General features: G+C 33.9%; 22 protein-coding genes and 1 pseudogene. 19 read left to right on the top strand and 4 right to left on the bottom strand.

The genetic code is table 11. From position 1 onward, the window contains the following. Position 1: 1 nt before the first annotated feature. Positions 2 to 2,176, bottom strand: a complete 2,175-nt coding sequence (locus VSF34_RS07780; RefSeq protein ID WP_326718052.1) for an ATP-dependent Clp protease ATP-binding subunit — start codon at positions 2,174 to 2,176, stop codon at positions 2 to 4. A gap of 173 nt (positions 2,177 to 2,349) precedes the next feature. On the opposite strand from VSF34_RS07780, the gene ykzS reads away from it, so the two are divergent. The 14 genes from ykzS to clpX all read left to right on the top strand — a co-directional run bounded on the left by ykzS (position 2,350) and on the right by clpX (position 16,110). Further along, the gene (gene ykzS / locus VSF34_RS07775; RefSeq protein ID WP_326716766.1) at positions 2,350 to 2,535 is read left to right on the top strand and encodes a protein YkzS; all 186 of its coding nucleotides are present in this window, start codon (positions 2,350 to 2,352) and stop codon (positions 2,533 to 2,535) included. A 164-nt stretch (positions 2,536 to 2,699) separates the two neighbouring features. Next, a complete protein-coding gene (locus VSF34_RS07770; protein WP_326716765.1) occupies positions 2,700 to 2,966 on the top strand; it encodes a phosphocarrier protein HPr in 267 nt (88 codons plus the stop codon). Next, on the top strand, positions 2,966 to 4,687 hold the full coding sequence (gene ptsP / locus VSF34_RS07765) for a phosphoenolpyruvate--protein phosphotransferase (RefSeq protein ID WP_326716764.1): 1,722 nt from the start codon (positions 2,966 to 2,968) through the stop codon (positions 4,685 to 4,687). The genes VSF34_RS07770 and ptsP overlap by 1 nt, the downstream gene beginning before the upstream one ends. Positions 4,688 to 4,829: 142 nt before the next feature. Continuing rightward, a complete protein-coding gene (locus VSF34_RS07760) occupies positions 4,830 to 6,149 on the top strand; it encodes an ISL3 family transposase (protein WP_326716763.1) in 1,320 nt (439 codons plus the stop codon). A 382-nt stretch (positions 6,150 to 6,531) separates the two neighbouring features. Then, positions 6,532 to 7,557, top strand: coding sequence for a glycosyltransferase family 4 protein (locus VSF34_RS07755; RefSeq protein WP_326716762.1), 1,026 nt, complete (start codon positions 6,532 to 6,534; stop codon positions 7,555 to 7,557). A 16-nt stretch (positions 7,558 to 7,573) separates the two neighbouring features. After that, complete coding sequence (locus VSF34_RS07750) at positions 7,574 to 8,779, top strand: glycosyltransferase family 4 protein (protein ID WP_326716761.1); 1,206 nt, start codon at positions 7,574 to 7,576, stop codon at positions 8,777 to 8,779. Between the two features lie 16 nt (positions 8,780 to 8,795). Then, positions 8,796 to 9,863 (top strand): lysylphosphatidylglycerol synthase transmembrane domain-containing protein, encoded by a 1,068-nt coding sequence (locus VSF34_RS07745; protein WP_326716760.1) that lies wholly within the window; start codon positions 8,796 to 8,798, stop codon positions 9,861 to 9,863. Positions 9,864 to 9,962: 99 nt separating this feature from the next. Beyond that, a complete protein-coding gene (locus VSF34_RS07740) occupies positions 9,963 to 10,826 on the top strand; it encodes an NAD(P)-dependent oxidoreductase (protein ID WP_326716759.1) in 864 nt (287 codons plus the stop codon). 80 nt (positions 10,827 to 10,906) lie between these two features. Further along, positions 10,907 to 11,140, top strand: a complete 234-nt coding sequence (locus VSF34_RS07735) for a YkuJ family protein (RefSeq protein ID WP_326716758.1) — start codon at positions 10,907 to 10,909, stop codon at positions 11,138 to 11,140. A 57-nt stretch (positions 11,141 to 11,197) separates the two neighbouring features. Continuing rightward, positions 11,198 to 12,121 (top strand): hypothetical protein, encoded by a 924-nt coding sequence (locus tag VSF34_RS07730; protein WP_326716757.1) that lies wholly within the window; start codon positions 11,198 to 11,200, stop codon positions 12,119 to 12,121. Between the two features lie 106 nt (positions 12,122 to 12,227). Then, positions 12,228 to 13,508, top strand: coding sequence for a trigger factor (gene tig, locus VSF34_RS07725; protein WP_326716756.1), 1,281 nt, complete (start codon positions 12,228 to 12,230; stop codon positions 13,506 to 13,508). 156 nt (positions 13,509 to 13,664) lie between these two features. Further along, a complete protein-coding gene (locus tag VSF34_RS07720; RefSeq protein ID WP_326716755.1) occupies positions 13,665 to 14,114 on the top strand; it encodes a MarR family winged helix-turn-helix transcriptional regulator in 450 nt (149 codons plus the stop codon). Then, positions 14,098 to 14,730 carry a nitroreductase family protein gene (locus VSF34_RS07715; RefSeq protein WP_326716754.1) on the top strand — a complete coding sequence of 211 codons (633 nt, stop codon included), beginning with the start codon at positions 14,098 to 14,100 and terminating at the stop codon, positions 14,728 to 14,730. Before VSF34_RS07720 ends, VSF34_RS07715 begins: the two co-directional genes overlap by 17 nt. A gap of 123 nt (positions 14,731 to 14,853) precedes the next feature. Further along, complete coding sequence (clpX, locus tag VSF34_RS07710) at positions 14,854 to 16,110, top strand: ATP-dependent Clp protease ATP-binding subunit ClpX (RefSeq protein ID WP_326716753.1); 1,257 nt, start codon at positions 14,854 to 14,856, stop codon at positions 16,108 to 16,110. Between the two features lie 98 nt (positions 16,111 to 16,208). Here the strand turns inward: clpX and VSF34_RS07705 are convergent, their stop codons facing one another. Next, on the bottom strand, positions 16,209 to 17,486 hold the full coding sequence (locus tag VSF34_RS07705; protein WP_326716709.1) for an ISL3 family transposase: 1,278 nt from the start codon (positions 17,484 to 17,486) through the stop codon (positions 16,209 to 16,211). Between the two features lie 328 nt (positions 17,487 to 17,814). On the opposite strand from VSF34_RS07705, the gene VSF34_RS07700 reads away from it, so the two are divergent. The 3 genes from VSF34_RS07700 to VSF34_RS07690 all read left to right on the top strand — a co-directional run bounded on the left by VSF34_RS07700 (position 17,815) and on the right by VSF34_RS07690 (position 21,246). Then, positions 17,815 to 18,705: a phosphate ABC transporter substrate-binding protein PstS family protein gene (locus VSF34_RS07700; protein ID WP_326718051.1), complete on the top strand. Its 891-nt coding sequence runs from the start codon at positions 17,815 to 17,817 to the stop codon at positions 18,703 to 18,705. Between the two features lie 82 nt (positions 18,706 to 18,787). Continuing rightward, positions 18,788 to 19,498 carry a response regulator transcription factor gene (locus VSF34_RS07695; RefSeq protein ID WP_326716752.1) on the top strand — a complete coding sequence of 237 codons (711 nt, stop codon included), beginning with the start codon at positions 18,788 to 18,790 and terminating at the stop codon, positions 19,496 to 19,498. After that, entirely contained in the window at positions 19,495 to 21,246 is a 1,752-nt protein-coding gene (locus VSF34_RS07690) for a sensor histidine kinase (RefSeq protein WP_326716751.1), read from the top strand. The genes VSF34_RS07695 and VSF34_RS07690 overlap by 4 nt, the downstream gene beginning before the upstream one ends. Positions 21,247 to 21,372: 126 nt before the next feature. On the opposite strand, the gene VSF34_RS07685 is transcribed toward VSF34_RS07690, so the two are convergent. Beyond that, on the bottom strand, positions 21,373 to 22,083 hold the full coding sequence (locus VSF34_RS07685) for an IS3 family transposase (protein WP_326718050.1): 711 nt from the start codon (positions 22,081 to 22,083) through the stop codon (positions 21,373 to 21,375). A 155-nt stretch (positions 22,084 to 22,238) separates the two neighbouring features. Between VSF34_RS07685 and VSF34_RS07680 the strand changes: the two genes are divergently transcribed. Beyond that, complete coding sequence (locus tag VSF34_RS07680) at positions 22,239 to 23,198, top strand: IS30 family transposase (RefSeq protein ID WP_326716750.1); 960 nt, start codon at positions 22,239 to 22,241, stop codon at positions 23,196 to 23,198. Here VSF34_RS07680 and VSF34_RS07675 read toward each other — a convergent pair. Then, positions 23,194 to 23,576 (bottom strand): annotated as a pseudogene (locus tag VSF34_RS07675) (transposase); the annotation flags it as partial. The gene VSF34_RS07680 and the pseudogene VSF34_RS07675 sit on opposite strands and share 5 nt — an antisense overlap. Before the next feature lie 222 nt (positions 23,577 to 23,798). Here VSF34_RS07675 and VSF34_RS07670 point away from each other — a divergent pair. Then, positions 23,799 to 24,191 carry a CopY/TcrY family copper transport repressor gene (locus VSF34_RS07670; RefSeq protein WP_326716749.1) on the top strand — a complete coding sequence of 131 codons (393 nt, stop codon included), beginning with the start codon at positions 23,799 to 23,801 and terminating at the stop codon, positions 24,189 to 24,191. Positions 24,192 to 24,193: the final 2 nt, after the last annotated feature.

Genomic DNA, 24,193 nt, shown 5'->3' with positions numbered 1-24,193 from the left:
ACTATCGTTGTTTCGTGACAATGATCTCATCGTCCTCAAGTGTGGCAAGAAGTTCTTTTGTTGTTGGGTTTTCTAAATAATAATCAGCAATCCCGTCTTCAATATGTTCCTGAATCACACGCCTTAAAGGTCTTGCTCCCATTTTTGGATCATAACCTAAATCAACGAGTTTTTCTTTGACCTCATCAGTTGTGTCAATCGTAATATCTTGATCAACCAACATATCATTAACATCATGTAGCATGAGAGTGACAATTTCTAATAAGTTTTCTTTACTTAGAGGTTCAAACTCAACAATCCCATCAAACCGGTTTAGGAACTCTGGTTTGAAGTATTGGTTTAGTTGACCTAAAACAGATAACGTTGTTCCTTCTTTAATAGCACCAAAACCAACATTGGCTTCTACATCACTTGTTCCAGCGTTACTTGTCATAATAATCAACGTATCTTTAAAGCTCACGGTACGACCCTTAGCATCTGTTAGACGTCCGTCATCTAGTATTTGTAAAAACATATGTAAGACATCAGGATGAGCTTTTTCAACTTCATCTAGTAAAATTAAGCTATAAGGATGACGTCTCACTCTCTCAGTTAATTGTCCTGCCTCATCATAACCGACATAGCCAGGAGGTGAACCGATTAATTTTGAGGTGCTGTGTTTTTCCATATACTCACTCATATCAAATCGAATCATAGAATCTTCATCACCAAATAATTCTTTAGCAAGTTGTTTAGCAAGTTCTGTTTTTCCAACACCAGTAGGTCCAACAAATAGGAAAGATCCGATTGGTCGATTTTTCTTGTTTAATCCTACTCGGTTACGTCTAATGGCTTTGGATACTTTATCAACTGCTTCATCTTGACCAATAACAACAGCTTTTAAATCTTCAGCTAAATGCTTCATTTGTGTTTGCTCTTTTTCTTTTAATTCGCCAACAGGTATATTTGTCATAATTTCTACTGTTTTTTCAATATCTGATAGTTTAACAGTGGGAATGTCCTCATCAGCGACTTCTTTTTCTTTTAAATCTTCTAATTTTTTTAGTTGGTCTCTAAAATAAGCAGCCTTTTCATAGTCTTCTTCTTTTGATGCCTTCTGTTTTTGTGTTTCGGCCTCTTCTAGGCGTTTTTCAATAACTTTAGGATCAATTGTACGAATAGTTAAGTTCTTTTTAGAGCCAGTCTCATCTAATAAATCAATAGCTTTATCTGGTAGATGACGATCTTGAATGAAGCGACTAGATAGACGAACAGCACCATCAATAGCTTCGTCTGTATATTTAACATGATGATAGTCTTCGTAACGCTTTTGGATACCTTTTAAAATAGTGATGGTTTCTTCTTCAGTTGGTTCATCTACTCTAACTGGTTGCATACGACGCTCAAGAGCAGCATCTTTTTCAATAATACGGTACTCATTTAAAGTTGTTGCACCAACCATTTGCAATTCACCACGAGCAAGTGCTGGCTTTAAAATATTACCTGCGTCCATATTACCTTCACCAGTCGCTCCAGCTCCTACAATTTCATGTACTTCATCAATAAATAAGATGATATGTTGATTTTGTCTAACTTCATTAACGAGTTGAGTCATGCGCTCTTCAAATTGACCACGAATGCCAGTTCCTTGAACAAGAGAGGCCATATCTAGTCTGATGACTTCTTTATTTTCTAATTTTTGTGGCACATCACCTTCAACTATTTTTAAAGCTAATCCTTCAACAACAGCAGTTTTACCTACACCTGGTTCTCCAATTAGTACAGGGTTATTTTTAGTTCGTCTATTTAATATTTCAATGACGCGCGTGATTTCCTTATCACGACCAATAACAGGATCAATCTTACCTTCTCTTGCTTCTTCGGTTAAGTTTTCACCAAACTGAGCTAAAATAGAGTGAGACCCCTGGTTTGGTGGTATGGGAGGTTTCGTGTGACCTGATTGAGTCGGTGGTGTTTGCCCTTGTTGTTGTTGCTGGGCAGCTATCTGACGAAAAATATCTTGTAGTTGTCCAAATCCGTAAGGGTCTTGCATCATTTTTTCTCTATTTAATTGATCTTCTTGAGATTTTAATTCCCTATAACATGATTGACATAGATCAATTTGTTGACGTTGTCCTTCAACGTTTGTATATAAATGAATGGTTGCTTCATGTTCTTGACAATTCTTACAAAGCATCATAATATTCCTCCTTAATAACTAAGTGATTTAGTTTGACCTAACCTGACCTTTATACCATTATATGATGATTGACTTATTTAAGCAAAAAAAAAGTCTTCTTTTTAGGAGGAAATTTTACTGAATATAAGTTATATTATGATAAGGAGTAGACTATAAAACGGAGGTAAGTGATGACATCAAAAGAATATTATCAGGCGATTATAGATCTTGTAGATGGTAGTCTAGAAGAACTGATTATTGAAAAAGAAGACTTTTTTACATTTCGTGAAGCTTGGTTAAATCATCCTAATAAAAAAGATATTTTAGGAGAAGCTAGGCATGGTGGTCGTGTTATTTATACAAAGGTAAATTTATAAGAAACAGGATTTATTTAAGTTTTATGAGTGAAGGATGAAAAATGTTGTCAGTTATATGAAAACATGGTATTCTTTATGATTGAAAGGGTTATATTTAAAGAGGCAGAAATCTCGGTTAGATGAACCTTATTTAAATTTCTTAACAGACAAAGGGGAAGATAGATATGGAAACAAAATCATTTCACGTAGTAGCAGACACAGGAATTCACGCAAGACCAGCAACATTATTAGTTCAAACAGCAAGTAAATTTAGCTCTGATATTAACTTAGAGTATAAAGGAAAATCAGTTAACTTAAAATCAATCATGGGCGTTATGTCTTTAGGTGTTGGTCAAGGTGCTGATGTTACTATTACTGCTGAGGGTGCTGATGAAGTTGAAGCAATCGCTGCAATCGAAGAAACTATGAAAAAAGAAGGTTTATCAGAATAATGACTAAACAATTAAAAGGTATTGCTGTTAGTGACGGTATTGCAGTTGCAAAAGTATATCTTTTAGTTGAACCAGATTTGTCATTTGAAAAACGTTCAATCGAGGATACTGAAGCTGAAATCACACGTCTTTCAGATGCACTTGGTCAATCAACTAAAGAATTACAAGCAATTAGAGACAAAGCAGTTCACACATTAGGTGAAGAAGAAGCACAAGTTTTTGATGCGCATTTAATGGTACTTTCTGATCCAGAATTAGTTGGTGCTATTGAAAGTAATATTACTGATAACAAAGTCAATGCAGAGTCTGCATTGAAAGATGTCACGGATATGTTTATTGGCATGTTTGAAAGCATGGAAGACAATCCTTACATGCAAGAGCGAGCAGCTGATATTCGTGACGTAACAAAACGTATCATGAGTCATTTATTAGGGATTAAATTACCTGATTTATCAATGATTGATGAAGAAGTGATCATTGTTGCTGAAGATTTAACTCCAAGTGATACAGCACAATTAGACCGTAATTTTGTTCGTGCTTTTGTAACAAATATCGGTGGACGTACATCTCACTCGGCTATTATGGCTAGATCTCTTGAGATTCCAGCTGTTGTTGGAACAAAAGAAATCACAGACTTAGTATTTGAAGGTGATGTATTAGCGATTGACGGTAGTGAGGGTGATGTGATTATCAACCCAACTGATGAACAAGTTGCAGATTTTACTCAAAAAGCTGAAGCATACTCTGCATTAAAAGCTGAATGGGAAAAACTTAAAAACTCTCCAACTGTGACTGCTGATGGCAAACATTTTGAATTAGCTGGTAACATTGGAACACCTAAAGATTTAGATGGTGTTCTTGGTAACGGGGGAGAAGCAGTTGGTTTATACCGTACTGAATTTTTATATATGGATTCACCAGACTTTCCAACTGAAAATGAGCAGTTTGAAGCATACAAAGCTGTTTTAGAAGGTATGGGAGATAAGCCTGTTGTCGTTCGTACAATGGATATTGGTGGAGATAAAGAATTACCTTACTTGAAATTCCCAGAAGAGATGAATCCTTTCTTAGGGTACCGTGCGATTCGTATCTGTTTAGCAGAAGATGCTATGTTCCGTACACAACTACGTGCTCTACTTAGAGCAAGTGTTTATGGAAACTTACGAATCATGTTTCCTATGATCGCAACATTAACAGAATTTAGAGAAGCTAAAGCTTTATTATTAGAAGAAAAAGCTAATCTAATTGCTGAAGGTGTTGAAGTTAGTGATGACATTCAAGTAGGTATTATGATTGAGATTCCAGCAGCAGCTGTGATTGCAGATCGTTTTGCTAAAGAAGTTGACTTCTTTAGTATTGGAACAAATGACTTAATCCAATACACAATGGCAGCAGACCGTATGAATGAGCGCGTGTCTTACTTATACCAACCATATAACCCAGCAATTCTACGTTTAATTAAAAACGTGATTGATGCAGCTCATGCTGAAGGTAAATGGGCAGGTATGTGTGGTGAGATGGCAGGAGATCAAACAGCTGTGCCATTATTAGTTGGTTTAGGACTAGATGAGTTCTCAATGAGTGCGACAAGTATTTTAAGAACACGTAGCTTAATGAAAAAATTAGACTCTAAAAAAATGGCTGAGTTAGCAAACAAAGCGGTTACTGAATGTGATACAGCTGAAGAAGTTGTAGCTTTAGTAGAAGAGTATACTAAATAAAGTGGTATAAAAAAGGTTGTATAATTTTTGATGTGGATGAAGAAATTCATTCGCATCTATTTTTTTACAAAATAATAGAAACATACGAACTTTCCCGTTAAAATTAAAGTGACCAAACCAAATTTTAGAAAGGAAGATTCGTATGTCTCATAACCATTGTATTCGACTATCGCTAGATTTAAAAGATAAAAATATTTATTTCGATTCTATTTTTTGTGAGGAACAGCTTATTAAAGGGATAAGATCCAAGATTTATAAAGGTATTCTTACTTACACTCCTTCGGCTTGTCCTTGTTGTGGCATTAAAAATGAACAATTTTCTATTGTGAAAAATGGGTTTATTTCTTCTCGAATAAAGTGGTTAAGTGTGGCTCACTACCCAACCTATCTTTTATTAAAGAAACAGAGATTCCTTTGTCGTCGTTGTGACTCCTCTTTTCTAGCTGAATCTTCAGAAATTGAGAAACATTGTTTTATCGCTAAAAGAGTGAAGCAATCAATTCTTATTGAGTTAAGTGATGCTATCTCGTTTAAAGATTTAGCTAAAAGACATTTTGTTTCATCAACAACGATTAATAGAATTTTAGTATCTGGTGGTAAAGACTTATCTAATCAATTTTTATATTTACCTCAAAACCTTTGTTTTGATGAATTTACTTCGGTTAAAAACAATAGTGGCAAGTACAGTTTTATTTACTCTGATTCCTCTACACACCAAATTATCGATATTCTCATTGATAATAAAAAGCTAACACTAGAGAAACACTTTCTTAAGTACTCTCTAAAGGTTCGTCGCCAAGTAAAAACAATTGTCGTTGATATGAATGCAGCCTATTTTAAATTAGCCAAAAGGCTATTTCCTAATGCTGAGGTGATTATTGATCGCTTTCACTTAGTTCAACTTATCAGTCGTTCTTTAAACATAACTAGAATTAAGACGATGAATCGTTATCGCACATCGAATGTAACTGACATGAAAAATTATCGAAAACTAAAAAAATATTGGAAACTCTTTTTAAAAGATTCTAATGAATTGAATTATACAGATTATCGTTATCAGCGTTTATTTAAGAGTATTTTACCTGAAACAGATGTCATGGATTATTTACTTAGCTTAAACAAAGAGTTATCAGAAACTTATAAACTTTATCAAGAACTATTATACTGTAGTAAAAACAATGATTTTGACACTTTTTCTGATCTATTATTATTAGCTAACGAAGATATCTCTATTCCAATGAAAACCTCGATTCGAACACTAAAGAAGCATTTACCAAGAATTGAAAACACCTTTAAATACGCTTATTCAAATGGTTGTTTAGAAGGTTCCATAAACAAAATTAAATTAATCAAACGAATAGCTTACGGCTATAGAAATTTTCAGAACTATAAATACAGAATTTTACTTAGTTTTAAAGACAAACAAAAAAGCAGCAAAAACCATTCGGTTTCTGCTGCCTAAATTCACTTAATTTTACTCATCCACATCATTTGACAAAGAGCCATAAAAAAGAGGGATGACTTCTTAGTCACCCTCTTTTTTCATATTCAAAGTTAAAGAGTCCACTTTTACAATAATATGACTTAATTGAAAGCTATCATGCTTTGTCATTCGTTTTCATTTGCTTAATTGAGCAGGATTTTTGTATCACTATTTCTTGTTTATCATTTAGTTTTAGACTCTAGATAATATTAAAAGTCCCTTTTGTGGGTTAAAAAATCATAAGTTGTTATTTTTTTTTAGTAGAACATGTTAGAATGGACAGTGATGTTATAAAATCAGACTGAAGTATGATGTATCTAAAATAACAATACAGTATAGTGAAACAAGGAGAGGGTAATCAGTGTTAAAAATAAATATGTTCTCATCTGCAGACAAGGTGAAGGGGCAAGGTGTCGGAAGTGCTTATGCCGAGTTATTAAACATGCTTGATAAATATTTTTCAGATGAGTTTATTATTAACATTAATCGTTATACGCCGTCAGATGTTTCACATTATCATACTGTTGATCCTCAATTTTTTCTATCGACTTTTTTAAAGAAAAGAAGAGGAACCACTGTTGGTTATGTCCATTTTCTTCCTGAGACATTAGAGGGAAGCTTGTCATTATTTTCTCCCTTTCAAAAGATTTTTGATTGGTATTTAATAAAGTTCTACGGACGGATGGATGAATTAGTAGTAGTAAACCCAACGTTTATTCCAAAGTTAGTTGAGGCTGGTTTGACAGAGGAGAAAATTACTTATATTCCAAATTTTGTCTCTACTGAGCAGTTTCATGAAGTAAGTCGTAAAGACAAGCTAAGCTACCGTGATGAGTACGGGATTGAGCCAGACGCTCTTGTTATTTTAGGAACGGGACAAATTCAGCAACGTAAGGGAATTGATGATTTTATTCAACTAGCTAAAGACAATCCAGATGTTCAATTTATTTGGGCTGGTGGGTTCTCTTTTGGTAAAATAACAGATGGTTATGACAGATATAAAGAGTATTATGATAATCCGCCAAAAAACTTATTATTTACAGGGATTGTTGAGCGAGATGACATTATGAAGTTATATAACTTAGCAGATGTTTTTTTACTGCCATCTTACAATGAATTATTTCCCATGAGTATACTAGAAGCTTTTAATTGCGGTACACCTGTGATGCTTAGGGATTTAGAGTTGTATCATAGTATTATTAAAGACACGTATATATCGACAGATGATATTAAAGGAATGCAAGCAGCCATTGATAAAATTAAAAATCAACCTGATTTATTAAACGAATACGTGGAAAAATCTAGAGAAGCAGCTCGTTATTATAGTGAAGAAAATGTAGCTAAAATTTGGGATGATTACTACCATAAAGTAGCGAGAAAAGCATAAAAAGGAGTGTAAAACAGTGAAAATTGGATTTTTTACCGATACATATTTTCCACAAGTTAGTGGGGTGTCGACATCTATTCGAATATTAAAAGAAGAGCTAGAAGCGCTCGGTCATGAGGTATATATTTTTACCACAACAGATCCTAACGTAAAAGATGTGGAGCCTGGTATTTTTCGTATGCCTAGTATACCTTTTGTCTCTTTTAAAGAACGCCGAATTATTGTTCGTGGTATGTTATATGCTTATTATATAGCAAAAGAAATAGGTATTGACCTTGTTCATACTCATACAGAATTTGGTTTAGGTATACTGGGAAAACAAACAGCAAAATCTCTAGGGATACCTTGTATTCACACGTATCACACGATGTATGAAGACTACCTTCATTACATCGCCAAAGGAAAAATTATTCGCCCAAGCCACGTGAGACAATTGTCGAAACTCTATACTAGTCATTTATCAGGGATAGTTTGTCCTAGTGAGCGTGTGGAGAAGAAATTATTAGAGTACGGTATTGATCGCCCGATGGCTATTATTCCAACAGGGGTTAAGGTGGGACAGTTCACATCAGTACCAGCTGAGGAGACTAAAGAAATTCGGGATACGTACGGGATTAAAGAAGACGATGTTTTATTTTTATCTGTGAGTCGTATTTCATATGAAAAAAATATTCAAGCCGTTTTGAAAGGTATGCCTACAGTTAAAGAAAATATACCCAATGTGAAGTTACTGATTGTAGGAGATGGTCCTTATAAGGGGAAACTTGAAGCATTGGTTGAGGAATTATCCTTGTCTGATACGGTAATTTTTACTGGAGAGATTGAAAATGAGAAAATTTCACCTTTTTATCAGGCTGCTGATTATTTAGTCAGTGCCTCAGATAGTGAAACACAAGGTTTAACTTATACAGAATCTATGGCAGCTAGAACAAAAGTAATTGCAAAGGGAAATGACTATCTAAATCATTTATTAAATGATATTAGTTTAGGTATGACTTATTTAGATGATGAGGATTTTGCAGGAGCAGCTGTTGATTACGTCACACGTGATGTTCCAAATAATCCAGTGATTTTAGATAAGAAATTATACGATATTTCTAGTCAAGCTTTTGGAAAGCGTATGGAAGAATTTTATGAAGAGACCATAAAATATTATGAAGATGGCAACCAAGATTTAACAGATATTGAAAGTGCCTATTCATTGAAATTATTTAAAAAGTAGGGAGTTGGGAGAGTACATGAATAAGAAGAATCGATGGTACCTGTTATTAGCCTTTGTTTTAGGGCTGTTAGTAATAGGTAATGAGATGCGAACAGTGAGTTGGCAAGATATTACTAGGGAATTTTTTATTATTAATTGGGCGTGGATATTACTTGCCGTGTGTGGCATGCTCATTCACTGGGGGATTGAGGCAAGTATTATCCAGTTGTTTTTAAGGCGAACCAATCCGGGTTTTAGTTTTAAAAGCAGTTACCGTATACCATTAATTGAGCATTTATTTAATGCCATCACTCCGTTTTCAACAGGAGGGCAGCCAGCTCAAATCATAGTGTTAAGTAAATCAGGAGTTGATATGGGTGTAGCAACATCTGTTAGTTTGATGAAATTTGTTGTGTATCAAGTTTGGATTGTGATTAACTTTTTATTCTGTTTGGTATTTGGTTATTCATACCTGGCTAAAGATTTACCTCAATTAGGGATTTTAATCGTACTGAGTTTTTTAATTCATCTGGTCGTTGTGATTGTCCTTCTTATGATCATGTATTGGTATACTTTTACTCAGAAAATATTAGACTTTATTTTTAAAGGGATTAGACATGTGAAAAGTGGCGAGGCTACAGAGAGGCTATATGATAAAACCACAGCAAAGATGAAAAATTTTTATGATGAGAGTCGGTATATGAAAAATCAGCCAGGCTTGATGTTTAAAGCTAGCGTGTTGACAGTTTTACAGTTGATTGCTTATTATATTGTACCGTATTTTATTTTAAGAGGTTTAGGGATTACAGACATGAGTGTGATTCATGTGATTGTTCTACACGCCTTTATTATTTTATTCATCTCATTATTTCCCATTCCAGGTGGGATTGGTGGAGCTGAGTATAGTTTTAAATTACTTTTCGGGACGTTTATTGCCACTCAAAGTAAACTCGTTTTGGCGATATTTTTATGGCGTGTGGTGACTTACTACCTTGGAATTGTATTAGGTTTGATTGCTTTAACAATTAAACCAAAACCCTATATAAATCCCAAAGCACAATCTGTTGATATAAAATCTAAAAGTAAAGTAGAAGCTATCCTTTAAAGTTTAGCTTCTACTTTCCTTTTACTTTTAGGACATATCCTTTATTATTTATTCACTTTCTTTTATAATATAAGTATTAAAGAAAAGGTGGACAAGGATATGACAAAAATTGGTTTTATCGGAACAGGAGTTATGGGTGCCTCTATTGTAAAGCACTTATTAAATAAAGGTTATAGTGTTAATGTTTATAACAGAACGAAGGCTAAAACAGATGAGTTGATCAACTTAGGAGCCGTTTGGCAAGAAAGTCCAGCAGATATTACAGAGGTAAGTGATGTTATTTTTACGATGGTTGGTTACCCAAAAGACGTTGAGGAAACTTATTACGGTGAGAATGGTATATTTAGCGCTGACGTCACAGGTAAAATATTAGTAGATATGACAACAAGTACCCCAACTCTTGCTAAAGAAATTTATGATACAGCAAAAGAAAAAGGAGCCATGAGTTTGGATGCACCTGTTTCTGGTGGGGATTTAGGGGCTAAAAATGGGACTTTAACCGTTATGGTAGGAGGCGATTTAGCGACTTATAATCAAGTGCAATCTATTATAGAGTGCTTCAGTAGTAAGATTAATTTACAAGGGGAGGCAGGTAGTGGACAACATACTAAAATGGCTAATCAAATTATGATAGCTGGTACGATGACAGGAATGTGTGAATTATTAGTTTATGCTAAATCAGCTAATTTAGATTTAGAAAAAGTCCTTGATACAGTGGGTGGGGGAAGTGCCGCTAACTGGTCATTAACAAATTATGCTCCGCGTATTTTAAAAGAAGATTATTCTCCAGGTTTTTTTGTGAAACATTTTCTAAAGGATTTGACGATAGCTTTAGATGAAGCAAATAAAATGGGTATTGATTTACCTGCTACAACAGAAGCTAAACGATTATATGAACTCTTAGTAGATAAAGGTGACGGGGACGATGGTACCCAAGCTTTAATAAAATTATGGTGGGGTTAAGAAAAAATCAAAAATTTTCATGCATAATGGTGGACTTTCTGTTACAATATAACAGAAGAAATGTGAAGGAGGCTAGTTCTATGAAAAATTCACAATTAGCAGCAATTATCAAACGTTTAACAGCTATGGTAGAAGCTAGTGATAGCGAAGTACAGGTCCGTCGTTTTGAAAAAGAAGGACAAGAAAAGTGTATCGTAACATTCGATGGTAGCAATGAGATGTTTGAATTAACAGAAACAGGCTCTCAAGAAGTTTACCAATTTGATGATATTGATTTAGTTACGTTAGAAATCTTTGAGTTATTACAAGATTAATCAAGGAAGTGGGCTTTAATGGCCTGCTTTTTTTATATAGTAAGGTAGGGGTGCGATATGGACGAGTATAAAGAGTTGTTAGAAAAAGGAAAGTTATGTGTAAACCAGGGTGATTATGAGCAAGCAGCTACCCTTTTTGATGAATATTTTGAAAAAACACAAGATTTTAAAGTTCACCCATTATTAGTAGATGCTTTGTTAAAAAGTGGCGATGAGGATGAGGGGTTTTTAAGAGTTCTCGAATATGACCAAATCTATCAAACAACGCCTCAGTTATATGATATGTATTTCAACTTGATGCTTAAGCGAAAACTATATTTAAGAGTTGGCATGTGGTTAAATAATTTAAGTGATGAGGAAAAAGAGCCTTATGTAGAAATGTTTAAATCAGCTATGATTTATTGGACCACTTTAGATACAAAAGAGTACCGAGCTATTCTTAAAGAGTTTGAAAATGTAGAAAAATTAAGTGAGAATGACCAACTAAGATTAATGCATAGTATGAGTTATTTAACACCTGGTGATTTTTTAGATTTTGCGACTTCAGCGTTACTAGTGCCAAATCTATCAGCTATTGTTAGACCTCAGCTGGCTGATTATATCATTAGACTAAAGGAAGTAAATGAATTAAGTTTCCTTGATTACTCTGGTGAGGTGCAGAGTTTATTAGCGAGTGATTGTGTGTCTTTAGAGCGAACCTTTTTAGAATCAGAGGTTTTAAGAAAGACTCGTGAATATTTAATTGATCATCAACCATCACTGATTGATCTTGTCATTGGAACAATCACCATGCATATGGGCCTATTATACCCAGCCAGTCTAAAAGTAATGTCACCAGTGGATTTATGGGTTGAAGCTTATCTATTAACTTTTGAAGTTAAGAAAAAAACAAGTTATCCTGAAGATCAAGAAAAAATCACTGAAATAATGGACATCATGCGCTTATTAGATAAACAAATTAGTGACATGGCTGATTTTTAAGGAAGCTATTGTAAAAAGGTTTACAATTTATACCCTTTAGTGTAGACTTATTGGGTATGAAGAAGTACAAATATCATAGATGAACGATTATATGGAGGTACAGAATATGTCTACAAAATGGGAAAAAAAAGGAACAAATGATGGTGTCTTAACATTCACTATCTCTGAAGAAGATATTCAAAAAGGATTAGATGCAGCATTTAAATCTGTTAAAAAAGATTTAAACGTACCTGGCTTCCGTAAAGGTAAAGTGCCACGTCAAATGTTTAACCAAATGTACGGCGAAGAAGCATTATATGAAGATGCTTTGAACCACATTTTACCATCAGTATATCCAGTTGCTGTTGAAGAAGCAGGAATTGATCCAGTATCTCAACCAACAATTGGTGTTGAGTCAATGGAAAAAGGTCAACCTTGGGTAATCACTGCTGAAGTTACTGTAAAACCTGAAGTTAAATTAGGTGAGTACAAAAACTTAACAGTTGAAAAACAAGAGCGTGACGTAACGGATGCTGAAGTTGAAGAAAACATTAAACAAAAACAAGCTGGACAAGCAGAATTAGTTATTAAAGAAGCTGCTGCTGAAAATGGCGACACAGTTGTTATTGACTTTGAAGGATTCAAAGACGATGTTGCTTTTGAAGGTGGAAAAGGTGAAAACTATTCATTAGAATTAGGTTCTAACTCATTTATTCCAGGATTTGAAGACCAATTAGTAGGCACTAAAGCTGGAGATGATGTTGACGTTACTGTGACATTCCCAGAAGAGTACCAAGCTGAAGATTTAGCTGGTCAAGAAGCTGTTTTTAAAGTTCATGTTCATGAAGTGAAAGTAAAAGAATTGCCAGAACTTGATGATGAATTTGCAAAAGATATCGATGATGAAGTGGAAACATTAGAGGAATTGACTGCTAAGATCAAAGAAGAATTAGTTGCAGCTAAAATTGCTGCTGCTGAAGCTGCTATTGAAGAAGCTGCTATTAGTTTAGCTGTAGAAAATGCAGAAATCGTTGAATTACCAGAATCAATGATTCATGAAGAAGTTCACCGCGCGATGAACGAATTCTTGACTAACATGCAAAATCAAGGTATCTCACCTGAATTATATTACCAAATGACAGGATCTACTCCTGAAGATTTACATAAACAATTTGAAGGTGAAGCAGAAAGCCGTGTTAGAACTAGCTTAGTTGTTGAAGCTATCGTTGAAGCAGAAGCTTATGAAGTAACTGAAGACGATATCAATGCAGAAATTACTAGTTTAGCAGAGCAATACAACATGGAAGTTGAAGCTGTTCGTGGTGCCTTAACTGATGACATGTTAGCTCATGATATTAAAATGAAACATGCTATTGATATGATTACAAAAACAGCAACTGAAAAATAATGATTCTTTAATTCTTTAGGGAGACTGATGTAAATCGGTCTCTTTTTTTTGTTTCTTAAACACATATTTCTAAGCAAATTAGTTTACAAATAATAAAAATAACCATAGAATTGACTAGTCAATCGTTGATAAGTCAATTTAAAAGGAGTTGATAAAATGAAGCTTTGTACGATGAGTGGTCTACTATATCTAATGAAAACAAAAAGCCAAGAAGTGACAGATCAATTTGAAGTGGAAACAGGATTTAGCTTGACTCGTTATGAGCTGATGATGTATGTCATCAATAAGCCACAAGTGAGCCAACAAATGATACAAACAAATTTAAAGATAGATAGAGCAGCCGTCACGAGACACCTAAAACAATTAGAGGAAAATGGTTATGTGATAAGACTAAGAAATCCAGACAATAACCGGGAAGTTTTAGTTGAAGCAACAAAAAAAGCTGTTAATGAGTTATCTGCTTGTGAATCACAATTAGCTAACATTTTATCAGAAGCCTTTTTGAATTTAACTTCAGAAGAATTGGATCAACTACAAAAGCTACTAAATAAATTGACACTACATTTACCAAAGGAAAGAGGAAAAATAAATGAACCAAAAAAATAATGATTTTTCAAAGATTATGTTAGAAAGACGTTCAGTACGTCACTATGATGAGACATTTAAAATACCACATGACGAGATGCTTGAGATGATTCAAGAGGCAATCACAGCCCCTTCATCTGTAAATCTACAACCATGGCGTTTTGTAGTTGTCGAAAGTGATGAGATGAAAGCAAAATTAAAGCCTCTAATTCGTTTTAATACACTACAAAATGAGACATCATCTGCTATGGTTTTAATATTTGGTGATATGCGTTGTCATGATAGAGGAGAAGAGATTTATGACTTAGCTGTAGAGCAAGGTAAGATGCCAAGTGATGTGAGAGATGAACAATTAGCTGCTATTATTCCATATTATGAGAATTTTTCTAAGGAAAAAATGACAAGTGTCGTAACAATTGATGCATCCCTTGCTGCCATGCAATTTATGTTAGTTGCCCGTACTCATGGTTATGAAACAAACCCTATTGGAGGATTTGAAGAGGATTTACTTGCTGAGGCAGTTGGCCTTGATAAAGATCAATATCTTCCAGTCATGATTATCTCAGTAGGAAAAGCTATGACTGATGGTTACGAGTCGAGCAGATTAGATGCTAGTGACGTGACAACATTTAAATAATAAAAAAATCATAAGTTATCCCATTATTTTCTTTTTTAATGCATTGTGAGAATCTTTATGTTATTATGAAAAAGATGATAAAAGAGACCTAGAATGGTCTTTTTTTATATAGGGGGGACGTACATGTACGACAATATCAATGATGGCTCAGAAGTTCGTTGTTCATTTTGTGGTAAATCTCAAGATGAAGTGAAGAAACTAGTTGCTGGACCAGGTGTCTACATTTGTAATGAATGTATTGATTTATGTAAAGAAATCATTGATGAAGAGATGCAAGATGAGATGGCATCTGACTTAATTAATGTGTTGAAACCAAAAGAAATTTTAGAGGTCTTAAATGACTATGTAATTGGTCAAGAAAGAGCTAAAAAGGTTTTATCAGTAGCTGTTTATAATCACTATAAACGTATACAACAACTTCATTTAGAAGGTGCTGATGAAGAAGAAATTGATGAGGTAGAACTTCAAAAAAGTAACATTTGCTTAATTGGACCAACTGGATCAGGTAAAACATTCTTAGCACAAACATTAGCTAAAACACTAAATGTGCCATTTGCTATTGCTGATGCTACAAGTTTAACAGAAGCTGGTTATGTAGGGGAAGATGTGGAAAATATCTTACTAAAACTACTTCAAGCAGCTGATTATAACGTTGAAAAAGCTCAAACTGGTATTATCTATCTTGATGAGATTGATAAAATTGCTAGAAAAAGTGAGAATGTTTCTATTACCAGAGATGTTTCAGGCGAAGGGGTTCAACAAGCTTTACTTAAAATTTTAGAAGGAACAGTTGCTAGTGTACCACCTCAAGGAGGACGAAAACATCCGCAACAAGAGCTAATCCAAATTGATACATCTGAAATCTTATTTATTGTTGGTGGTGCTTTTGATGGCATCGAAACCATTGTGAAAGAACGCTTAGGTGAGAAAATTATTGGGTTTGGAACAGGAACAACAAACAAACAGGTAAATGAAGATGCAAGTATTATGTCTCAAATCATTCCAGAAGATTTACTTAAATTTGGTTTGATTCCTGAGTTTATTGGACGATTACCTGTCATGGCATCTTTAGAAAAACTAACTAAAGATGACTTAGTTCGTATACTGACTGAGCCTAAAAATGCTTTAGTAAGACAATATAAAAAGTTAATGGCAATTGATGATGTGATTCTTGATTTTACACCAGGAGCCTTAGATGCTATTGCAAACTTAGCTATTGAGCGTGATACTGGAGCTCGTGGCTTGCGTTCGATTATTGAGGACGTGATGATGAATGTGATGTATGACATACCAACACGTGATGACGTTGAGAAAGTGATTATTACAAAAGAAGCAGTAGATGGTACATCTCATCCAGAGATTAAAACACGAGTTAGCTAGAATATAATTAAAAAGGCTCTTCGTCAAATCGTGTTGATATTTAAAAATTGATAAAATAAGGGCATTAGAAGAAGGGGGATTTTTCCTCCTTCTTCTTTTTAATTAAATTGAAATGATTGACCTTGAATAAGGAAAATCCGTCGCTTAAAAGTTAAGAAATTTCGGTAACCATAGGCTGTTCGTTTGATAGCTTTGATTCGGTTGTTAATTCCTTCTAAAAAACCATTTGAATAAGAATAATTTAAAGCATTGGTAACACCTTGCCTGAAGGTTTGGAATGTTTTGAATTTGGCTTTAAATTCCTTAGGAAGCTCATTAGAGATAGAATGAGTTAATTCTAAAAATAAGTCTGAATCCTTTGTTTCATAAGCATATTTTAACTCTTGTATATAATCATATGCGATTTTTATAGTTGAGTTATAGGAAAGAAGTTCTTCAATGACACCAACTTGTGTCATACTTTTATTGAAAAGAGGATAATTACTATATGTAGTGGCACTTAATTGACTAGAGTCTTTTAAAAATAGTTTCCAATATTTTTTTATTCTCCGGTATTGTTTTGCTTCTTCATTATCATAACGTTTTAATTGATTCATTTCTTTTATTCTTAGTTGATTAAAAGAACGATTGATATGCTGAATGATATGGAATCTATCTGTCACAATCTCTGCATGTGGAAATACAGTTTTAAGAAGGCCACCGTAGTTGGCATTCATATCCATGACGAGAAACTTCACTTTTAACCGCTCTTTTCTGGAGTATTTCAGGAAGTACTTAATAAGAGAGAAGAGACGTCTATCTGGTAAAATATCAATAATCTTTTTACTTTCAGCATCAGCACAAATAAAGCTCATACCAGATTGACATGACTTAGTTGATTTAAATTCATCGACACATAGTACTTTTGGTAGATGTTGAAAGTTGGTTAGACAGTGGTTGGTAAAGTCGTATAAAACACGTTGTACCGTGTTATCAGAAACATGATGGAATCTAGCGATCTCTTTTCTTGAACGATCTTCTTTCAAATCTAAGGCGATTTGATACTTTAATGTTTTCGATATATGACAATAGTCATCGACTAACGCAGTATCAGCACTGAATGTTGTATGACATTCTTTACATAGATATCGTTCTCTTTTAAGTTCTAAATAAGTTGTGACCCTATTAAACTCTGGTAGTTGTGTTTTAGTAGTATAAGTACCATTTTTAACACACGTATTCTGATGACAAGAGGGGCATATTCTGTCTGGAGACGTTAGTCTTCCCCTTATTATATTTGAGCGTCTACCTCTAATAGTAGCCTCAGTTAACCAATCTTTTTCAAAAATAATAGATTTGTCTGTTAAATTAAGTAATTTTCTAGTATGATTATCCATGGGAACATCCTCCTAATAATTTGGTTTTTGTCGACTTTATTTTATCATGTTTGGATGTTCCTTTTTGTATTTAAAAACAAAAAATCGTATTAATGGAAACTATCCATCAACACGATTTATTATAGACCCATTAAAAATAGGCGATGTGATGAAAAATCATATCGCTTATTTTTTTGTGTAGATTTTAGGTAAAACTATTGTAAAAAAAAGGTAAGATTAGTCTTATTATTTACAGATAGTTTACATAGTCATAAGAATTAAGTTTACATTAGCTTGTTAAACTCTATTTGTAAGGAAAACAACAAAAAAGAGTTAAGGGGAAAAGATGATGAAAAAATTCTTGTTATCAATTATGACATTAGGAGCAGTAGTAGGCTTAGCAGCTTGTGGCACAGGTTCAACAGATACAAAAGAGACAAGTAGTCAAGAAACATCTAAAAATGAAAAAGTTGACATAACAGCAGTAGGTTCTACTGCGCTTCAACCACTAGTAGAAAAAGTAGCTGATATTTACATGACGGATCATCCTAATTATACAATTACAGTACAAGGTGGCGGAAGCGGGACAGGACTAACTCAAGTTTCCCAAGGTGCTGTTGATATTGGTAATTCAGATGTGTATGCTGAAGAAAAAGATGGGATTGATGCTTCAAAAATTGAGGATCATAAAGTAGCTGTCGTTGGTGTAGCACCTGTAGTGAATCCTGAGGTTGGTGTGACAACAATTAGTTCCGAAGATTTAAAAGGAATCTTTACTGGAAAAATAACTAATTGGAAAGAGGTTGGTGGGAGAGATCAGACAATTGAACTCATTAACCGAGCAGCAGGAAGTGGAACACGTGCAACATTTGAGCAGTGGGCATTAGAAGGTGAGCAACCAGCTAAAGGTCAAGAGCAAGATTCATCAGGAACAGTTAGAAAAATTGTAGCAGAAACACCAGGAGCTATTAGCTACTTAGCTTTTTCCTACATTGATGATAGTATTCAAGGCTTAGCAATTGATGAAGTTGAACCAAAAGCTGAAAATGTACTAGATAACTCTTGGAAAATCTGGGCTTATGAGCATATGTATACTCAAAAAGGAGCATCTAAAGATATTTTGAATTTTGTAGAATACATGAAAACTGATGATGTTCAACAACATGTTATCAAAGACCTAGGATACATTCCAATTTCAGAGATGACAGTGGAAAAAGATTTAGATGGTACAGTGAAGTAAGGCTTAAGCATGTGAGTTTGTTTCATAAAATCTTGTGTTATAATGAAGCAAATAAACACGTGTTTAAGGAGAGAGTTGTGTTATGACAAAGCGCATATTAGTTGTAGATGATGAGCCATCAATTACGACACTATTAAAATATAATTTAGAAAAAGAACATTTTATTGTAGATACTGCATATGACGGAGAAGTAGCCATAGAAATGGCTACTTCTTTGGCGTATGATTTTATTATTTTGGATTTAATGTTACCTCGTGTCAATGGATTAGATGTAACAAAGCACTTACGTCATGAAAAAATAGAGACACCTATTATTATGCTTACAGCAAAAGATGAGGTGGTGGATAAGATTATTGGTCTTGAGGTAGGGGCAGATGATTATTTGACAAAACCTTTTAGTCCTAAAGAGTTAATTGCTAGAATTAGAGCAGTAGAGCGGCGGATAGATAAAATGAATAAATCCAATAAGGAAAATCAAACACAAGCTACTTTAGAAATTGGGGAGATAGTCATTTATCCAAATGATTACCAAGTTCTAAAAAATGACAATGAGCTTAGCTTAACTAAAAAAGAATTTGAACTATTACTTTATTTTATGAAGCGACAAGATAGGATTATTAGCCGAGATGAGCTGATGCAGACTATTTGGCAAGATGACATGTATCATTTATCAAGAACAGTGGATATTCATGTTAGCCATCTACGTGAAAAAATAGAAGATGACCCTAAAAAACCGCTTTATATTAAAACAGTGAGAGGATTTGGCTATAAATTTCAGGAGCCAACACAATGATTAGCATGAAGCGCTATATTAAACCTATGGGTGTAGTATTTTTTACTGTTATGTTATTTATGACAGGAAGTTTCTACCTTAATCATCTTCTTAAAAAAGATATGATTGCTCAGCAGACGGAGCAATTATCTGGTGAGATTGATTTATTAACTCCTTTTTTAATAGATAAAGATGAGTTAGTATTTAATCCTGAAAAATTAAGTCAAAGCTTGTCAGGATCTGAGCGAATAACTGTATTAAGTGCTACAGGTCATGTTTTATATGATTCATCTCACCAAGTTAGTCTTGATGTAACTAGGAAAAATCGTCCAGAAATCAAAGGGATTTTAGAAGGAGAAGCTAAAGAGTTAACTGATATTAGAGACAGCCAAACAGTGAATACAGAGCTTTTATATGTCGCAAAAGGTATTTATGTTAATGATGAGCTAATTGGTGTTGTTAGGCTAGCTGAAAATTATCTTGGTGTCTCAGAGAATATTATGAGTATTCAGCGTAGTGTGACATTGATATTGTTCATTTTATTACTTTTTATGTTAATACTAGCTCTTTATATTTATCGTCAAAACAAAAAACCGTTAGATTTTATTTTACCGATTTTAAAAGAAGCTACCCAAAACCCAGAGAAGAAACAAGAAATCATCGAAGCTCCTAGCGAGTGGCGAGAATTGTATGAGACAGTTTATGAGTTAATGGATGAGACCAACCTGTTGTATTATAAACAGCTCCAAAACAAAGAAAAACTCTATTTTCTTTTTAACAATTTAAGTATTGGTATTTTTATTTTAAATCAAGATCTAGAGATAACATTAGCTAATACGGTTGTGGAAGAGTGGTTTCAGAAAAAATGGAAAGTAGAAAGTTATGAGACGTGGATTAGTCACAAAAAATTAAAACAAATGATTCGCTTAGCTGTTGAGGGCGGGGAAGATGTTCAAGGAGAAATTAGAGTAAAACGTCCTAAATATCGAAATCTAAAAGTGGTCATTCGCCCTCTACAATCTGAAAAGAAAGAATACGTGTGTATGATTTATGATGTGACTGAGATTAGACAAATGGAGAAAGTTCATGAGGATTTTATTAGTAATATTTCCCATGAACTAAAAACACCGACAACATCAATTATTGGTTTTGCTGAAACACTATTAGCTGGTGCTAAAGATGATCCTGATGCTTCTGTAGAATTTATTACTATTATCGAGCGTGAAGGTCAGCGCCTACTGAGTCTAATTCAGCACATTATGATGTTACTTAAAACAGAAAAAGATTTACATGTGAGTGACTCACTAAGAACAAGTCCTGTCAGTATTATTCAAGAAGAATTAAAACGCTACACTCATCAAATGAAGAAAAAACAACTAGATGTGAGTTTTGATGAATCTGTTGATTCGACCATTTTAGTTTCTAGTCAAGGTTTTCAGATTATCGTAAAAAATCTACTGGAAAATGCAATAGAATATTCAGAAGAAAGTGGCAAAATTTTTATTTACTTAACTCAATCAGAAGATGAACTGATTTTTAAGATTGAAGATACTGGTATTGGTATTTCAAAAGAAGATCAACTTCGGATATTTGAGCGATTTTACCGGGTGAGCCACTCTAGACAACGAAATACAGGAGGCTCTGGCTTAGGATTGTCACTTGTACAACATTATGCCGATCTGTTAGGTGGTTACGTGAAGTTAAGCAGTGATTTAGGTGAGGGGACTACTGTGATTGTGAGGTTTCAACTGGATTATTTAATGGATTAAATATTCTACAGCTCAGCCAAGTAGGCCTTTAACTCTGCTTGGTTGACAAGTGTATGAATTGGCAACACTTTTCTGTACAAAAATTATACGGTCTTTATTTTATTTAGATAGTTATTCTATGTTCTGCTAAATAACCTGTTTCAACTCCCAATCTAAACGGTAATTAATCGGGGATTGATAGCCAAGCTTGCCATGTTTTCTAAACTTGTTCCACCAATTGACATAATCCATTAACTCATATTGTAGTTCAAACAATGAGTCAAAAGATTGTTGGTAAATAAACTCAATTTTAAAAGCTCGATAGGTTGCTTCTGCCACAGCGTTGTCATAGGGGCAGCCAGGACGTGATAAAGACCGTTTTATCTGAAACACATCCAATAATTCATCAATACTTTGGTTATCAAATTCTTTTCCTCGGTCTGTATGAAAAATTTCAACATCATCTAATGGCTGTTCAATCGTTCCGATTGCCTGTAGCACAAGGTCCACAGATTTGTTAGGACCACTAGAATGCCCAACTATTTCTCGATTGAACAAATCGAGAATAAAGCAGACATAATGCCACTTTTTGCCTACTTTAACATAGGTTAAATCTGTCACTAAAGCTTCCATAGGTTGCATTTTATCAAATTGACGTGATAAAACATTATCGATTTTCTGTTCATTTTTAGTCGTTGCTTGAGGTTTAAATTTCAGTGTTGTGTAGCTTGAAATGAAATTAAACTTATTCATGATTCGTCGTATCCTTCTTCTTGAAACAATTAATCCTTGATCGTTTAAATCATCTTTAATTCTTCTTGCTCCGTAGGAGTTACGGCTATCTGTAAATGACTCAATGACTGCTTTTTCAACAATAGCTTCTGATTTTTTTCTTTTGACTTCATAATCGCCGATTGTAAAATTAAGCTAGACAAATAAAAAAATCATTTGTGATACACTCAAATTGTCCAAATTGTATTTCCGACGAAAGAAAACAAGGAGAGTGATCACAAATGACCTATATACATCTTACTACAGACGAGCTTGTTTTAATAGAATCTTATTATCACCAAGCTAAAAAAGTTAAACATGTTGCTGATACTTTAAAAAGATCAAGACAAACTATTTATAATGTTTACAACGCTTTAAATGAGGGATTATCTATTCTAGATTACTATCAAAGATACAAAAAAAATAAAAAGAAATGTGGAAGGCGTCCTATTTCTTTACCTGATAATGAAACAAAATATATTCAAAACAAAGTGGCTCAAGGATGGACTCCTGACGTGATTATCGGTCGTGCTGAGATTTCTATTTCTTGTTCTGTTCGGACACTTTATAGATTGTTCTCGCGTGAATCTTTTGATTCCACAACTTTATCAATGAAAGGTAAAAGAAAACCTAATGGGCATAAAGAAAAACGAGGTAAACAAGCATTTAAACGAACCATTCATCAGAGAGACGCTGAGCATAACGAGTTTCAAAGTGAATTTGGTCACCTAGAAGGTGACACTATTGTTGGGAAAAATCATAAAAGTGCTGTTATTACATTAGTTGAAAGGTTATCAAAAGTTATTATTACCTTAAAGCCAACAGGGAGACACGCTATAGATATTGAGAATAGCTTAAATGAATGGTTAAAAAAATGCCCTAATCACTTGTTTAAATCTATCACATTTGATTGTGGCAAAGAATTTTCTAACTGGAAATCTATCAGTAACTTAAATGATATTGATATCTACTTTGCTGACCCTGGTACACCTTCACAACGAGGTTTAAATGAAAATTCTAATGGGCTATTGCGTAAGGATGGATTGCCTAAGAAAATGGATTTCAACGAAGTTGATGAATCTTTCATTCAATCTGTTGCATCCAAAAGAAATAATATTCCTAGAAAATCATTAAACTATAAAACACCATTAGAAGTATTTTTGAGCTATGTAGACAATGACATTTTGTCTAGCTTCTTTTGACTTCATAATAATAAGCCCCACGAGAAATTTCTAATTTTCGACACATCGCTGATACACTATACTTCTTTTTGTTTTCCCTAACAACTTCTACTTTCGTCCGAATATCAGCGCCGCTTGCTTTAAAATATCATTCTCCATCATCAGTTCTTTATTTAGTTTTCGTAATTCACGCAACTCTTTTTCTTCTGGTGTCAAATTATCTTTCTCTTTGAATGATCCTGACTGATTATATTGTTTTACCCATTTATCAAAGGTTGATGGTGTCAGGTCATATTCTCTTAAAATATCTTTTCTAGGTTTTCCTGATTTATGCAGTTCCACCATTTGTTTCTTAAATGATTCTTTGAAGGTCCGTCTTGGTTTTCTGTTAGTTGTCATGAAATAAGCTCCTACTTTGTTTTTTATTAAGTATAGACACCTTATCTTTATTGTTCAACTAAGTGTAACCTATTCAGTAGATTGATGAGTTATGATGTATTCATAGTAAAGAAAGAGAAATTATTTTTTTTTATAATAAATCTACAATTGTAGTTTTAAAAGGAGGAGAATAGAATGGCTGTTGAATTAATTGATACTATCACTGATTCAGAGTGAGAGATTATGCGGGTAATTTGGACGCAAAAAGAAAGTACAAGTAATGACATGATCGACATATTACATGAGAAAACCCAGTGGAAACCATCAACAGTTAAAACGCTACTATCTAGACTAGTTGATAAAGGTTATTTAGAAACAAGACGAGAAGGAAAGCAATTCGTTTATAGTGCTTTGATTAAAGAAGAGTCTGGTATGAATCATGCGATTGATCACCTATTAGAGAAAGTCTGTAATAAAGATGTAGGAAAGCTGACTTATCAATTAATAAATGAGGAAGAATTAAGTTTATCTGATATAGAAAAATTACAACAATTATTAGAAGAAAAAAAACAAACGGCTCCGGATACTATAATCTGTACATGTATACCAGGACAGTGCCGATGTGAGGAGAGATAATA

Source organism: Vagococcus jeotgali, from assembly GCF_035918315.1.
GTDB classification, from domain to species: domain Bacteria; phylum Bacillota; class Bacilli; order Lactobacillales; family Vagococcaceae; genus Vagococcus; species Vagococcus jeotgali.
Note: the sequence above shows the minus strand (reverse complement) of the source record. Positions and strands in the feature narration are given on the sequence as shown.